Origin of the sequence: Streptococcus mitis, assembly GCF_965111735.1 — a bacterium.
In the GTDB taxonomy this organism is placed as follows: Bacteria; Bacillota; Bacilli; order Lactobacillales; family Streptococcaceae; genus Streptococcus; species Streptococcus mitis_DR.
Genome location: NZ_OZ217346.1, coordinates 637,857 through 654,048, shown reverse-complemented (window position 1 = coordinate 654,048; position 16,192 = coordinate 637,857). Strand labels below are relative to the sequence as shown.

Below are 16,192 nucleotides of genomic sequence, written 5' to 3'. Positions count from 1 at the left end.
AACTTAAATCGTAACGGAATCTTTATCCTTGAGCATATAGCGTTTTAAACGAGTTAAGCTAGCTAACCAGTACAATAGACCTCCAAAAATTGCAGTGAAGCCACTACCAGTTGTGAGCAGGAACATAGGACTCTGGATATGCTTTGTTATGGGATTGTAAACAAATAATACCGTAACTAACAAGGAAATGATTACACAAGATAATCCTACTAGATTGAAGCCATTTGTAAACTCATAAGCATCATGTCCTTCAAGGAAATAGGCTGAACGCAAATCGAGTTTTCGTTTTCTTAAGATAAAATAATCGACAACAATCATACCAATAATTGGCCCTTGAATATAAGCGGCTAGTGAGATGAAGGATCCGAAATACTCTTCTACTCCTCCCCAGATGGTTAGTAGGCTAACATAAACCATGGCAATCCAAACCATTAGTTTATAGCTTACTTTGGGCATCCCACTTTTTACAATCATACAGTTCACGTACGATCCTGTACCCTGGGTTCCAATATTAGCAAAAGCTACTAGTAGTAAACTTAAAAGCGCAAAGGCAGGAGTACTCAACGTTGAAAGCATCGTTGTTGGATCACTTTCATAGACACCTGTTTTAACAAACATGGCTAGAGCCATCACCCCACCTGTCGCAGCAAAGAATGGCGCAACAACCCCGTATGACAAGGCTGTAGCCCAATAGCCACTGCGTTCTGATTTTGCCAAACGTGGTAAGACAAAGGCTTGTGTAGACCAAGAAAAGGCTACGGCCACATTTCCTTCCCCTGACATCATAAAACGTTCAATCGGTGTCAAATTTTCTTGAATGGCAGGTTGGACATTCATAATATCACTAATCGGAACCGCAACAAAACAAATTCCAACGATGATTAGCCCAACAAATAACAAGGCTACCACTAGAAAGCGATTAGTACCTTTAATCACCTCTGGACCCCCAAGAGCAATCAGCGTTCCAAGGAGAACACAGAGAGTGCCTAGAATCGGTGCCCATACTCCCTTATCTAAACTAAGTCCAAAATTATTTCCCAAATGAATCATGGAGCTGGCAAAAAGATTGGCGGTAACGGCGTACCAACCAAAATTTGCCAAACTAATCACAGTTGATAGAACAGCTACCCCTTTTCTACCTAGAACAGCTCTCAACCAAATCCATAAATCAATTCCATATTTAACTGCAAACAAAATTGGGAGACATTCGATAAAAACCCAGATAATGTTGAAACTAAAAATATTAATCAACATTTGATTAAAGGTCAAATATTGAGCCACATAGGCTCCTTGGGTATAACACCAAGTTGCAATGGCAAAACCACTTGTCGATAAGAAGAGATCCCAGAAAGAATACTGACGATCCTTGTTGGTCATGGGAACAATTCCCGTTATGGTCTCCTGTTGAATAAAGTCATTCATCTTGGACATTTTATTGAATACCTCGTGTTATGGCTAGGATAATCAGAATATGATTGACTAGAATCATATCAATTACTTATGTAAAATAAACTTTTATGAAAGGGGAGATAAATATATATAGATTAAGGTTTTCATTTTTTAGTTTCACCTACAACTAATTGCTCAAGTTCAATACCAATTCTCATTTTGTTAGTCCTCCGACTAAAAATTAATTTTAGTTGACCATACTGCCCACTATAGTGATACCAAATATAGAAAAACTTCCCTACCCTAATAGATTTACAGACGCTCTCCTGAAATAATCCTCACAAAAGAGTAATAGTATGACGTTCCAAACACCTGAGCTAGATAGCTGTATTTCGTTTTCACGTTTGGAATTTCTTCTACAGAAATTTCAAGTACCTGCTCAGCTTATTCTACCGTATTAATAAAGATTTTCTAAAGCCTCCAGCAGGGGGCATACTCAAGTACTTCTAATCAATCCTCTATCCTTAAATCGTAACGGAATCTCTATCCTTGAGCATATAGCGTTTTAAACGAGTTAAGCTAGCTAGCCAGTACAATAGACCACCAAAGATCGCAGTAAAGCCACTACCAGTTGTGATTAAAAAGATCGAACTTTGAATTTGTGCAGTTACAGGGTTGTAAACAAATAGTACCGCAACTAACAAAGAAATGAATACGCAAGACAAGCCAACTAAGTTAAATCCTTTAGTAAATTCGTAGGCATCATGTCCTTCAAGGAAATAGGCTGAACGCAAATCGAGTTTTCGTTTTCTTAAGATAAAATAATCGACAACAATCATACCAATAATTGGCCCTTGAATATAAGCGGCTAGTGAGATGAAGGATCCGAAATACTCTTCTACTCCTCCCCAGATGGTTAGTAGGCTAACATAAACCATGGCAATCCAAACCATTAGTTTATAGCTTACTTTGGGCATCCCACTTTTTACAATCATACAGTTCACGTACGATCCTGTACCCTGGGTTCCAATATTAGCAAAAGCTACTAGTAGTAAACTTAAAAGCGCAAAGGCAGGAGTACTCAACGTTGAAAGCATCGTTGTTGGATCACTTTCATAAACACCTGTTTTGACAAACATGGCTAAAGCCATAACTCCACCTGTCGCAACAAAGAATGGAGCGACAATCCCGTATGATAAGGCTGTAGCCCAATAGCCACTGCGTTCTGATTTTGCCAAACGTGGCAAAACTAGCGCCTGTGTAGACCAAGAGAAGGCAAAGGCTACATTTCCTTCCCCAGAAAGCATGAAGCGTTCTAATGGAGTTAAATCTCCTTGGGTAGCTGGTTGAATGTTCATAATGTCAGTTATAGGAACAGCTACAAAACAGATTCCAACGATAATCAGACCGACAATCAACAGGGCGATAACCAAAAATCGATTGGTCCATTTGATTACTTCTGGACCTCCAAGAGCAATCAACGTTCCAAGAAGAACACAGAGAGTACCTAAAATCGGTGCCCATACTCCCTTGTCTAAACCAAGTCCAAAATTATTTCCCAAGTGGATCATAGAATTGGCAAAAAGATTAGCTGCAACGGCGTACCAGCCAAAGTTAGCCAAGCTAATAATGGTTGATAGCAAGGCTACCCCTTTTTTTCCTAAGACAGCCCTCAACCAAATCCATAAATCAATTCCATACTTAACTGCAAACAAAATTGGGAGACATTCGATAAAAACCCAGATAATGTTGAAACTAAAAATATTAATCAACATTTGATTAAAGGTCAAATATTGAGCCACATAGGCTCCTTGGGTATAACACCAAGTTGCAATGGCAAAACCACTTGTTGATAGGAAGAGATCCCAGAAAGAATACTGACGATCCTTGTTGGTCATGGGAACAATTCCCGTTATCGTCTCCTGTTGAATAAAGTCATTCATCTTAGACATTTTATTGAATACCTCCTGTCATGGCTAGGATAATCAGAATAAGGTTAATTAGAACTAAGCCAATGACTATAATAAAATCACTTTTTAGAAATGGCTGAGCAAACACATAGTTTGGTGATTCCATTTCTTCTAGCCTTCTTTTCGTTTCATTTGCTACTAATTCTTCAATTTCAGATGTCGGTTTCATCTCAATTCTCCTCTAAGTATAAATCTAATGCAAGTTTTCCATACTGCTTGGTATAACGATACCAGATATAAAGAAATTCACCTACTGGTTTTCCAACGCTTTCTTGGAACAGGGCCCATAAAAACCAATAATATGAAGTCACTGATACATAAGCAAAATAATGACGTTTGGTTTTCTTGTCCGGAACTTCTTGTAAATAGATTTCAAGTACCTTTTCAGCTTCTTCTACTGTATAATTTGAACACCCGATAAAGGTTCCTAAATCTCCTGCTGGATCTCCCATACCAGAATATTCCCAATCAATCAAGCTCATTTCTCCAGCTTCATTCAACAAGAAATTCGGGCTATAAGAATCTCCGTGGCAGAGAACCTTTTTCGCTTGATCTTCTTGTAAAAGCTTCTCGAGAACTGAGACATTCTTATCCAACTCTTCAAGTCCATCAAACTCAAAACGATTGCTAGCCTTTAATTTTCGTCTAAAATCATCAATTCCCTCAAATTGATCAAAGGAATGATCCGTTTTTTCTCCAGATTGGTGCAAGCGTCTCAAGAGCTCCATTGCTTTTGCTACATCATCCCAATTATCATAATCTAGTTGCTTGGCGTTGGGAATAAATTCTGAAATTTTCCAGCCCTCATCCTTGTTCATGGCGACAAAAGTACGGTCAATCTTTAATTTTGCAGCAATTTCCATAGAAGCCGCTTCACTAGCACGATCAATATAATTCTCCGTTCCTCTACCTGGATGACGGTAAACATATTTCTTTCCTAGGCAGTCAAATGAAAACGAAGTGTTGGTTAGACCATCTTTTAGAGGTTTGATATTGACAATATCTGAAGCCACACATCCCAATGTCTTACAGATATTATCAATGATTTCCGAATTCGTATTCACCAAATAGTGTTCATCAAACTGACGCAACTCATCTAGTGAATCAAACTCCTTAACAATATCTGCTGAATAATGCCGAGCTTCCAAAGGAAGCTCCTTGACGTGACGACTATAATAATCTTCCCAGAGTTGTTCGCGATATGGTTCGTGCTTAAATTCAGTTTCTAAAATATCTACAAACTTTTCACTAAATGCACGATCAAAATAAACGTGCCCCACCATAGCCCAAGTATTCGTCCCACCGATTTGAATATCGATAATAGTGTGATTGGAGTCTTCCTTAGAGCAGTATTCGTCTGTGTCCCCTTCTGCAAATATTGTAGAATAATAACCCCTGTAAATGTATCGTTCAAACGGATTTTCTACAAAATAATTATCCGAAGAGCAGATATAAGTGTTAGAAAGTTGATCTCTGACTAGCATGAGAGAAGAACAGTTGTTGTACTTGTAGTAATCATTATTCACAACGATTTTAACACCAAATTTTTCTGCTAGATAGAACATTTTTTCCTGCAGATAGCCTACAATAACTGTAATATCCTCTATTCCAGCTTCTTGCAACTGCTTGATTTCTCTCTCAATCAAACGCTCACCTTTAACTTGAAGCAATCCTTTAGGTAGCTCATAAGACAAAGGAGCAAAGCGGCTACTCATACCTGCAGCCATGATAATGGCATTCTTCACCTGATACGGAGCTAAAGTCCCCTCACCTAAGTCAGTTAAATGATTTTCCTCACTGATCCACTTCTCTTCTTTACATTCCTTGAGAAGATTATTTACTGTCCCCAAAGAGATGTCTAACTGTTCAGCCAATTGTCTCTGCGTAAAGTTTTCGTCTTTGTGAGTCAACAAAAAACGTAAAAATTTAAATTGTTTTTCTGATAGCATATCCTCAGCCTCTTTTGTTCAATATTTTTATTTATTCTATTATATGATGAACACACACTTTTGTCAAGTTAGATTCTATATTAAGAAAACGGATGCTCAAACCAAGTCCATCAGAATAGTAAGCAAACGAAGAAAGAGCCCCAAAAAAGAACCTAAGACAAAATAGTTCTCGACCACAAAAAAGCTAGAGATTTCCAATTGCGGAACTCTAGCTTTTTAATTTTGAGTCGTTCTCTTATTGTATTTTAGGAGGTTATTGGCCATAAGTACCAATCCCATGTCAATTCTCACTTGACGCTTCCCTCTCAGATTACATCTCTTGTAACCCAAACAAGCCTTTATCTGCCTAAAGATAGGTTCCACATCAATCTTGCGTTGAGCGAAAATCTGTTTACCTTCGGGAGATAAAAGCGCCTGACATTCTTTAGCTTTCAAGTTTTGATAGCGTTCGTTCATATACAGTCCCTTTTGAGGGGCTGATTCAGGTTCATAAGCGTAGTAAACCTTGATTTTCTGTTGAAAGTCTGTCTGTGTTTTCTGATGTTTGGTATGGTGAAAACGATAATACCAGCCGTCAGGATGTGTGTAGCTATCCTCCTTGTCATTATAGTACCAATTACCTAAGTTTCTATCCGACTGTTTATACCCTCTCTTCTGTTCCTTGTCAAACATGGCATATTTAATCAGATGCTTCACCTCCTTTTCATCTAAACGAAGGAGGTTCTCCTCACTTCCATATCCAGCATCTGCGACAACTGTCTTTACGTCATGCGGATAGGTTTCAAGCAAGGGGAGAAGAGTTTTAGTATCTGTCTGATTTGAAAAGACATCATAGTGAAGAACAAATTGGTTTTCAGTAGCGATTTGAAGATTATAAGCAGCCTTGAGTTGGACATTTTTCATATTGTCTTCTTTCATTCGCATAAAAGTTGCATCTGGATCGGTTTTGGAAAAGCTGTTACGCCCTTCAAATGTCTCCTGATAGTTCTCATATTTTTCAGCACGTACTGAAAAATCATCCTTGACTTTACGCAAGACTTTCTTGAGTTTACGAAGTTGGGTTTTACGTTCATCTTTCCCTTTAACGGGTGTCTCCTCAATGTCCTGGTTCAATTTTTTCAATTCTTCTTCAAGGACTTGAGCGAATGCAAGCAATTGCTCTGAGGAGATAGGCTCTTGTGTATCCAGTTCGATAGCTTGATGGATAAGGGGAGTGATTTCTTCTTGAAAATAGACCTGTATCTGTTCTTGAAGTTTGGCGGAAAACTTGTCCGTTGCTTTCTTCCACACAAAACTATATTTGTTGGCATTGGCTTCAATCTTAGTTCCGTCAATAAACAGACAATCTAAAGTCACTAACTCTTCCATTTTTAAACGAAGATTGAGGTCGATGAAAAGATTGCGAATGAGTTCTTCCATCCCTTCAGCTACACGAAAACGATTGATGGTGCGATAGCTGACAACCAACTGCCCTGTTAGGTACTGCATAGCCAGATTTTCAATCATCATTTTTTCAATTTTTCGTCCAGAGAAAATCCCTTGTGAATAGGCAAATAGAAGAGTAGATACAAGCATTTTAGGGTGATAAGACGGGCGAGCAAAGTCATGATAGAAGGCATGGAAGTGACAATCCTCCAAGGTATTCACCACTTTTTCAATAGTAAAGACGAGATGGTCCTGTGGCAAGAAAGAACTGATTTCTAGTGGTAAAGTTGTTTGATCTGTGTTATAGTGAATATGCATGGGATGGCCTTTCTAAATGGTTTATTAAGCAATTCTATTTTACCAAGACTATCGCAACCATGCAAAAAAAGCAACGGCAAATCTGAACTGCACCCCAAAAGTTAGACAGAAAAAATCTAACTTTTGGGGTGTTTTATTATGAAATTGAGTTATGAAGATAAAGTTCAGATCTATGAACTTAGAAAACAAGGATATAGCTTAGAGAAGCTTTCAAATAAATTTGAGATAAACAATTCTAATCTTAGGTACATGATTAAATTGATTGATCGTTACGGAATAGAGTTCGTCAAAAAAGGGAAAAATCGTTACTATTCTCCTCATTTAAAACAAGAAATGATTAATAAAGTCTTACATGAAAACTGGTCTCAAGATAGAGTTTCTCTCAAATATGCTCTCCCAAATCGTGGTATGCTTCCAAATTGGCTAGCACAATATAAGAAAAACGGGTATACTATTGTTGAGAAAACAAGAGGGAGACCAACTAAAATGGGACGTAAACGGAAGAAAACCTGGGAAGAAATGACAGAACTAGAGCGACTCCAAGAGGAGAATGAACGCTTACGGACTGAGGTGGCCTACCTAAAAAAGTTAAAAGAGCTGGAAGACAGGGACGAAGCCTTAGAGCGAGAAAGGCAGAGACAATTAGAGAAATGGCTTCAGGAGGATTTCGACTAGATTTACTTCTTGAAACAGCACGTTTAGCTCGCTCAACTTACTATTATCAGTTGAAACAACTGGATGGGCTTGATAAAGATAAAGAGCTTAAAACCGAAATTCAGGCCATTTATAATGACCATAAAGGAAATTATGGCTATCGTAGAGTTACTCTTGAATTGAGGAATCGTGGTCATATAGTAAACCATAAGAAGGTCCAACGTCTGATGAAAGTCCTTGGTTTAACAGCTCGAATTCGCCGGAAACGAAAGTATTCTTCCTACCAAGGAGAGATTGGTAAGAAAGCAGAGAATCTCATTCAACGTCAGTTTGAAGCATCAAGGCCAATGGAAAAGTGCTATACGGATGTGACAGAGTTTGCCATTCCAAATAGCACACAGAAACTCTATTTATCGCCAGTTTTAGATGGATTTAATAGCGAAATTATCGCCTATAATCTTTCAACTTCACCAAACTTAGAACAAGTGAAAGCTATGTTAAACCAGGCCTTTACAGAGAAACACTACGAGCATACGATTCTCCATAGCGATCAAGGCTGGCAATACCAACACGATTTTTATCATCGGTTCCTAGAGAGTAAGGGAATTCAAGCATCCATGTCACGCAAGGGCAACAGCCCAGACAATGGCATGATGGAGTCCTTCTTTGGCATTTTGAAATCTGAAATGTTTTATGGTTATGAGAAGCACTTTAGGTCTTTAGAAGACCTTGAACAAGCTATTGTGGACTACATTGATTACTACAACAACAAACGAATTAAAGTCAAACTAAAAGGACTTAGCCCTGTGCAATACAGAACTAAATCCTTTCAATAATTATTTGTCCAACTTTTGGGGGTCAGTACAATCCGTTGCTTTTTTTGGAAATAAGGGACTATTGTCCCAGACTCTAAAAACTATGAGTTTTTAGTCTTCTTTTTTCTTGCGAGCAAGAAGTCCAAGCGCTGCTAGGCTAGCGTTAGCTTCTGTACCTGTGTTAGGCAACTCTTGTTTAGCCTCAGCTTCTTTTTCTGATATTTGTTGCACTGGTTGCTCTTGTATTGTTTCTTGAATCTTACGATAAACATGACGGACATTACCGTTCGCATCTTTCTCTGTTCTGACTAATTCATATCCTGTGATATCCTTAGCTGGAACTTCGCCATTTTCATTTGGAAGAATTGGGTTACCATTTTCATCCACAAATGTTGTGATGATAGATGTTTCTGGTGTTGTCACTTTACGGTAAATATTACGGACATTTCCATTCGCCTCTTTTTCAGTACGAACGATTTCATATCCTTTTAATTCTTTACCTGGATGTGAACCATTTTCATCCGGAATGATTAATTCTCCGTTTTCATCTACATAAGTTGTGATGACTTTGTATTCAAATGGAGTTGGAGTAGGTGTTGGCGTTACAACCTTTTCATATACGTGTTCGATATCTCCGTTTGGAAGTTTCTTCGTTTCTACGAATCTGTATTCTGGAACATTATCTTTCTTCGGTGTTGTTCCATCTTCACTTGGATATCCTTTAATTGGATTTCCATTTTCGTCTACAAACTCAGTATCCGGACGTACTGTTGGTGTGTATTGAGCAGAGATAGTTTTACCTAATTTATCTTTTCTAACGACCGTAATTCCATCTGCAGTACCTGTAAATTCTGGTTCTGGTTTGAATGTTACTTTACCTGTCGCATCGATTGTATATGTTCCTTCTCCTTCTACTACTCTTGTAGTTGTTCCATCATCAAATGTTGGTGGTACATCTAAGTCAACATCTCCTGTGAATTCTGGAGTGTTAGATTGTGGAGTATTCTTAGCACCTTCCGATGTTTTGTCTACAGTCTTCGTTACTGGAGTTACTGTTGGTGTGTACGTAGCTGTTACAGGTGTTCCGTTTTTATCTTGACGTTGAACTGTTACACCTGTTGCTGTTCCTAAGAATTCTGATTCTGGCGTGAATGTCACTTTACCAGTCGCATCGATTGTATATATTCCTTCTCCATCAACTGTTACTGAATCAACTGGATCTCCTGTCTTAGGATCGATTAGTTTCGCTGGTTCGTCAGTATTAATTTCAACAGTTTCTTCTTTTCCATTGATTTTCACTGATCCACCTTTGAATTCTGGTGTTCCTGTTTGTGGTTGACCTTTAGGTCCAGTAGATGTCTTATCTTCTCCAGTTGGCGTTACTGGCACTACTTTTGGAGTATACTTAGCTGTTACTGGCGTTCCATTCTTATCTACACGTTGAACTTCTACACCTTCTCCTTTTCCAGTAAATTGTGGTTCTGGTTGGAATTTAACTTTACCATCTTCGATTGTGTATGTTCCTTCTCCAGGAATTACTACTGGTTCATCAGTTGGTTCTCCTGTTTCTAGATCAATTAGTTTAGGTGCTTTTGTTTCATCAATCTCAACAGTTTTTGGTACACCATTAACCGTTACTGTTCCACCTTTGAATTCTAGTAATCCTGTTTGTGGTTTACCTTGAATATCTTTAGATTTAGCTGGTGTTGCTGTTGGAGTTACACCTTTAACTTTAGGTGTATATTTCGCTTGAACTGTTGTTACGTTTGTATCTTGACGTTGAACAGTTACTCCTGTTGCTTGTCCTGTAAATTGTGGTTCTGGTTGGAATTTTACCTCCCCAGATTTAGGATCGATCGTGTATGTTCCTTCACCAGGAATCACTACTTTGTTTTTATCAGTTGGCTTCCCTGTTTCTGGATCGATTAATTTCGCTGGTTGCTCATCAGTAATTGTAATTGCAACATCAGGATTTCCTGGTGTGAATTTTGGTGTTCCATTTTGTTCAGCACCTTGTACATCTTCTGATGTTACGTCTTCTCCTGTTGGTTTTACTGGAGTTACTGTTGGTGTGTACGTAGCTTTAGCAGGTGTACCATTTTCATCTAAGCGTTGAACATCAATACCTGTTGCTTTTCCAGTGAATTGTGGTTCTGGTTGGAATTTAATACTTCCATTTGGTTCGATTGTATATGTTCCCTCTCCTTCAACAGTCACTGAGTCTACCGGGTTTCCTGTTTCTGGATCGATTAATTTCGTTGAAGTTTCAACAATCGGTACTCTTGAATCTCCTGCTGTAAATGTTGGAGTTCCAAATTGAGCTTTCCCTTGTACATCCGTTGTTTTAACTGGTGTTGCCGTTGGTTTAATTGGCGTGATATTTGGAGTATACGTAGTTTTTACTGTTGTTCCGTTTGTATCTGCCGCTTGAATCGTTACTGGTTGAACCGTTCCTACATAAGTTTTATCCGTTGGTGTAAATACCGCCGTTGCTTTTCCACTTACCACTTTTAGTGTGTAAATACCGACAACATCTCCTGCTGGATTTTTAGCTGGTACTGAGTCTGCTGGTTGTCCATCTTCACCTAATAGTTTGAATGAAGCAGGATCAATTGCTACTGATTTTTCTGTTCCATTTACATCCGCCTTACCTGCTGTAAATGTTACTTCTTTCGATTGTTCTACCCCTTGTACATCTGTTGAATCAGCTGGTTTAGCCGTTGGTTTAACCCCTACGATTACTGGAGTATATTCCGCAGGTACTGTTGTTCCATTCGTATCTTGACGTTGAACCGTTACTGGTTGAACTGGTCCTACATAAGATTTATTTTCTGGTGTGAATGTTACTACCCCTGTAGCCGGATTTAAAGCATATTTACCGATTACATTTCCTTCTGGATCTTTTGCTGGTATTTCATTTGTTGTTGACGGTTGCCCAGTTATTGGATCGATTAATTTCGGTGGTACATTTTCATCAATTGGCGTATCTTCACGTCCAGGTTTGAAGTATGGTTTACCGTTTTGAGTTTCACCTTGAACTCCTGTTGTAACATTGTCAAATCCTTCTGGTACTACCGGTATAACAATTGGTGTATATTTCGCTGTAGCTGGAGTTCCATTTGTATCTACACGTTTTACAGTTACACCTTTAGCTGTTCCTGTAAATTGATTTTCAGGTACAAATGTTACTGTTCCGTCTTCTGCTACTGTGTATACCCCTTCTCCTGGAACTTCTTTTCTAGTTGTTCCATCTTCAAATGTCGCAGGAACTTTAGCATCAATCGGGAACTCAGTATCCCCTGCTGTAAATGTTACCGTTCCTGTTTGAGTTTTACCTTGGAATCCTGTTGTCGTTTTATCTTGTCCTTCTGGTACTACTGGAGTCACAGTTGGAGTATAAGTTGTTTCTACTTTTGTTCCATTTTTGTCTGCTGCAGTTACTTTCGCTGGGTCTGGTGTTCCAGTAAAGTCTTTATTTGGTTGGAATGTAATTACTCCAGTTTCTGGATCTAAAGTATAAGTACCCACTTCTTTTCCATCTTTAAGAGCTGGCATTGTTGTGACTTCTGCACCTGTTGGGTCTACAAGTTTCACTGTAGATTTATCGATTGGTGCTGATTCGTCACCTTCTTTGAACATTGTAGTTGCATCTTGAGTTTGTGGTTTACCTTGTTTTCCACTTGTCTCTTTTGGTTCTGCAGTTGGTTCTACTTCTTCCACTTCTGGAGTGTAGTTTCCACTAGATGTAACTTCAACTTTATTTCCTTCTGAGTCTGTTGCTGTTACAGATACTTTTACTTTTACTTTTACTTTTACTTCTACGCCTTTCGCTTGTCCTTTGAAGCTTGGCTCTGGTGTGAATGTTACTGCACCTGTTGCTGGGTCAATAGCGTATGTTCCTTCTCCTTCAACTACAACCTTACCTTCTTCATTAGCACCTTCTAATGAGTACTTAGCTGTTGTCCAGTCTACGTTTGTATTATCTGGAGTATTAGCTCCTGTGTTTAATGCTGAGAATCTTTCGCTTCCTGGAATTGAAGTTTGAACTTGACCTTGTTTTCCAGTTGTTTCATCATCTTTTGGTTTAACACCATATACTGTTGGTGTATAAGTCGTTGTAGATTCTACTACTACTGGATTTCCATCGTCTCCTGTTAATGTGACATTAGCTGAAACTGTTAAAGGTTTAGCCGTACCGATAAATCCTGGAGCTGGTGTGAAGTTCACTTTACCTGTGTTTTCATCAATTTCATAAGTACCTTCATCAGTAGTTACAGAACTTGCTTTTTTACCTGATTCTGGATCAACTAGTTTGTAGTCAGATACTTCTGCATCATTTGGTAAACCAGTCTTGAATCCTGTTTCCATTGAATCAGTTTGTTCTTGTCCTTCTGCTCCAGAAGATTTTTCAGGTTTAGAGACTACGATGTAGTAAGTTGTTTCTGCAACTGCATCTTCTGTTACTGCTCCATCATCTGTATTTCCTACTGTTGGAGTCGTTACAACACCATTTGAATCAACTGCTCTTACAGTCACTTTATAAGATCCGTATTGACCTAATGTATATGCTGCAACTTCTGGATTCGATAAGTTTTCAGTCGCTTTTGTTTTCAATGCTGTACGTGCTGCTTCTACTGCTTTTTCTGCTTCTAAAGCTTCTTGACGACTTGAAGTAACTTTCGCTGTTAATTCAGGAAGTTTTCCTTGAGCTTCTTTTAATTTCTCATCTAAGCTAGCTTTGAACTCTTTTGCATCTTTAAGTTTCGGCTCTATAATATTTGTAGTGGGTAAATCCCCTATGGATATTATGGAGCCTATTTTGTTGTAGAAAAAAAGTCCCATATCATCTATAATGAAAAGCGACCAAACTATCATTAGAAAGATTCATATGGAACAATTACATTTTATCACAAAACTACTCGATATCAAAGACCCTAATATCCAAATTATAGATGTCATTAATAGAGATACACACAAGGAAATCATCGCTAAACTGGACTACGACGCCCCATCTTGCCCTGAGTGTGGAAGTCAAATGAAGAAATATGACTTTCAAAAACCGTCTAAGATCCCTTACCTCGAAACAACTGGTATGCCTACTAGAATTCTCCTTAAAAAACGCCGTTTTAACTGCTATAAGTGCTCGAAAATAGCGGTCTCCGAGACCTCCCTCGTCAAGAAGAATCATCAAATCCCTCGTATCATTAATCAAAAAATTGCTCAAAAGCTGATTGAAAAGACTTCTTTGACCGATATTGCTCATCAGCTGTCCATTTCAACTTCAACTGTTATTCGCAAGCTCAATGACTTTCACTTTAAGCATGATTTTTCTCGCCTTCCACAGATTATGTCCTGGGACGAGTATACCTTTACAAAGGGAAAGATGAGTTTCATTGCGCAAGATTTTGATAATCTTAATATCATCACTGTTCTTGAGGAACGAACACAAGCTGTCATCCGAAATCACTTTCTTCGATACGATAGAGCCGTTCGTTGTCAGGTGAAAATCATTACTATGGATATGTTTAGTCCCTACTATGACTTAGCTAGAAAACTTTTTCCGTGTGCTAAAATCGTTCTAGATCGTTTCCATATTGTACAACATCTAAGCCGTGCTATGAGTCGTGTGCGTGTCCAAATCATGAATCAGTTTGAACGAAAATCTCATGAATACAAGGCTATCAAACGCTACTGGAAACTCATCCAACAGGATAGTCGTAAACTTAGCGATAAACGTTTTTATCGTCCTACTTTTCGCATGCACTTGACCAATAAAGAGATTCTAGACAAGCTTTTGAACTATTCAGAAGACTTGAAACACCACTATCATCTCTATCAACTCTTGCTGTTTCACTTTCAGAATAAGGAGCCGGAGAAATTCTTCGGACTCATTGAGGACAACCTTAAGCTGGTTCATACTCTTTTTCAGACTGTCTTTAAAACCTTTCTAAAGGACAAAGAGAAAATTGTCAATGCCCTTCAACTACCCTATTCAAACGCCAAATTAGAAGCGACCAATAATCTCATCAAACTTATCAAGCGCAATGCCTTTGGATTTCGAAACTTTGAAAACTTCAAAAAACGGATTTTTATTGCTCTGAACATCAAAAAAGAAAGGGCAAATTTTGTCCTTTCTCGAGCTTAGCTTTTCTTCAACCCACTACAGTTGACAAAGAGCCGCTTTTTATATCTAAGGTTAGACTTTTATCCCAGACTCTTCTAAAAAAACACATAATATCAAAGTTTTCAAATACCTGATACTATGCATTTTTATAATTTCAAGGAGTTTTGTCTATCCTCTTTTTTTTATTTTATTTTTACGGTTTAATACGGTGCAACATACGTGGGAATGGAATGGCTTCACGGATGTGTTTTGTTCCTGCTGCAAAGGTTACCATACGTTCGATACCGATACCAAATCCTCCGTGTGGAACTGTACCGTATTTACGAAGGTCAAGGTAGAATTCATACTCAGTACGATCCATGCCAAGTTCATCCATTTTTGCGACAAGGGCATCGTAGTCTTCCTCACGCATAGAACCACCGATAATTTCTCCATAGCCTTCTGGAGCAAGCAAGTCTGCACAAAGCACGCGCTCTGGATTTCCAGGAACTGGTTTCATGTAGAAGGCCTTGATGGCTGCTGGATAGTTCATGACAAATGTTGGCACACCAAAGTGGTTTGAAATCCAAGTTTCATGTGGTGAACCAAAGTCATCACCATGCTCAAGATGTTCGTAGTCAGCATCTTCATCATTCTCATGCTCTTGCAAGAGGTCAATGGCTTGATCGTAAGTGATACGTTTGAATGGCTCTGAAATGTAGCGTTTCAAGAGTTCTGTATCACGTTCCAAAGTTTCCAAGGCTTGAGGCGCACGGTCAAGAACACCTTGAAGAAGAGCTTTCACATAAGCTTCTTGCAAGTCAAGTGACTCATCATGTGTCAAGTATGAGTACTCTGCGTCCATCATCCAAAACTCAGTCAAGTGACGGCGTGTTTTTGATTTTTCAGCACGGAATACTGGACCAAAGTCAAAGACACGACCAAGGGCCATAGCGCCTGCTTCTAGGTAAAGCTGACCTGATTGGCTCAAGTAGGCTGGAGTTCCGAAGTAGTCAGTTTCAAAGAGTTCAGTTGAATCTTCTGCCGCGTTTCCTGAAAGGATTGGGCTATCAAATTTCATGAAGCCGTTCTTGTCGAAGAACTCATAAGTTGCGTAGATGATAGCGTTACGGATTTGCATCACTGCTACTTGCTTACGAGAACGGAGCCACAAGTGACGGTTGTCCATCAAGAAGTCTGTTCCGTGTTCTTTTGGTGTGATTGGGTAGTCTTGAGATTCACCAATCACTTCGATGTCTGTAATGTCCAACTCATAGCCAAACTTAGAACGTTCGTCTTCTTTGACAATACCTGTCACATAGACAGACGTTTCTTGGCTCAAGCGTTTGATGACATCAAACTTCTCAAGTCCCACTTCTTCACCAAATTTTTCTACAAAGTTTGGTTTAAAGGCTACACCTTGGAAGAAGGCTGTTCCATCACGCAATTGCAAGAAGGCAATTTTCCCTTTTCCTGATTTGTTGGCAACCCAAGCGCCAATCGTCACTTCTTGACCAACATAGTCTTTTACATCAATAATCGTTACACGTTTTGTCATTATTTTTCCTT

8 protein-coding genes and 1 pseudogene are annotated in these 16,192 nt (G+C 38.8%); 2 read left to right on the top strand and 7 right to left on the bottom strand.

The window, feature by feature from the left end; genetic code table 11:
• Nucleotides 1-3: 3 nt before the first annotated feature.
• The 5 genes from ACLV7W_RS03175 to ACLV7W_RS03155 all read right to left on the bottom strand — a co-directional run bounded on the left by ACLV7W_RS03175 (nt 4) and on the right by ACLV7W_RS03155 (nt 7,051).
• The gene (locus ACLV7W_RS03175; RefSeq protein ID WP_153210121.1) at nt 4-1,431 is read right to left on the bottom strand and encodes a cytosine permease; all 1,428 of its coding nucleotides are present in this window, start codon (nt 1,429-1,431) and stop codon (nt 4-6) included.
• A 482-nt stretch (nt 1,432-1,913) separates the two neighbouring features.
• The gene (locus ACLV7W_RS03170) at nt 1,914-3,341 is read right to left on the bottom strand and encodes a cytosine permease (RefSeq protein WP_153210122.1); all 1,428 of its coding nucleotides are present in this window, start codon (nt 3,339-3,341) and stop codon (nt 1,914-1,916) included.
• A gap of 1 nt (nt 3,342) precedes the next feature.
• Nucleotides 3,343-3,528: a hypothetical protein gene (locus tag ACLV7W_RS03165; protein ID WP_000805405.1), complete on the bottom strand. Its 186-nt coding sequence runs from the start codon at nt 3,526-3,528 to the stop codon at nt 3,343-3,345.
• A gap of 1 nt (nt 3,529) precedes the next feature.
• Nucleotides 3,530-5,308, bottom strand: a complete 1,779-nt coding sequence (locus ACLV7W_RS03160; protein WP_153210123.1) for a phosphotransferase — start codon at nt 5,306-5,308, stop codon at nt 3,530-3,532.
• 216 nt (nt 5,309-5,524) lie between these two features.
• Nucleotides 5,525-7,051: an IS1182 family transposase gene (locus ACLV7W_RS03155; protein ID WP_411865423.1), complete on the bottom strand. Its 1,527-nt coding sequence runs from the start codon at nt 7,049-7,051 to the stop codon at nt 5,525-5,527.
• Nucleotides 7,052-7,189: 138 nt separating this feature from the next.
• On the opposite strand from ACLV7W_RS03155, the gene ACLV7W_RS03150 reads away from it, so the two are divergent.
• Nucleotides 7,190-8,541 (top strand): IS3 family transposase gene (locus ACLV7W_RS03150; protein ID WP_134813905.1). Its coding sequence is split into 2 segments (ribosomal slippage): nt 7,190-7,631 and nt 7,631-8,541, totalling 1,353 coding nucleotides; the frame shifts between segments, so codons are not numbered across the junction.
• Nucleotides 8,542-8,631: 90 nt separating this feature from the next.
• On the opposite strand, the pseudogene ACLV7W_RS03145 reads toward ACLV7W_RS03150, so the two are convergent.
• Nucleotides 8,632-13,299, bottom strand: a pseudogene (locus tag ACLV7W_RS03145) (YSIRK signal domain/LPXTG anchor domain surface protein); the annotation flags it as partial.
• A gap of 109 nt (nt 13,300-13,408) precedes the next feature.
• On the opposite strand from ACLV7W_RS03145, the gene ACLV7W_RS03140 reads away from it, so the two are divergent.
• Nucleotides 13,409-14,665 carry an ISL3 family transposase gene (locus tag ACLV7W_RS03140; RefSeq protein WP_411865422.1) on the top strand — a complete coding sequence of 419 codons (1,257 nt, stop codon included), beginning with the start codon at nt 13,409-13,411 and terminating at the stop codon, nt 14,663-14,665.
• A 172-nt stretch (nt 14,666-14,837) separates the two neighbouring features.
• On the opposite strand, the gene asnS is transcribed toward ACLV7W_RS03140, so the two are convergent.
• On the bottom strand, nt 14,838-16,181 hold the full coding sequence (gene asnS, locus ACLV7W_RS03135) for an asparagine--tRNA ligase (protein WP_033677725.1): 1,344 nt from the start codon (nt 16,179-16,181) through the stop codon (nt 14,838-14,840).
• Nucleotides 16,182-16,192 lie beyond the last annotated feature (11 nt).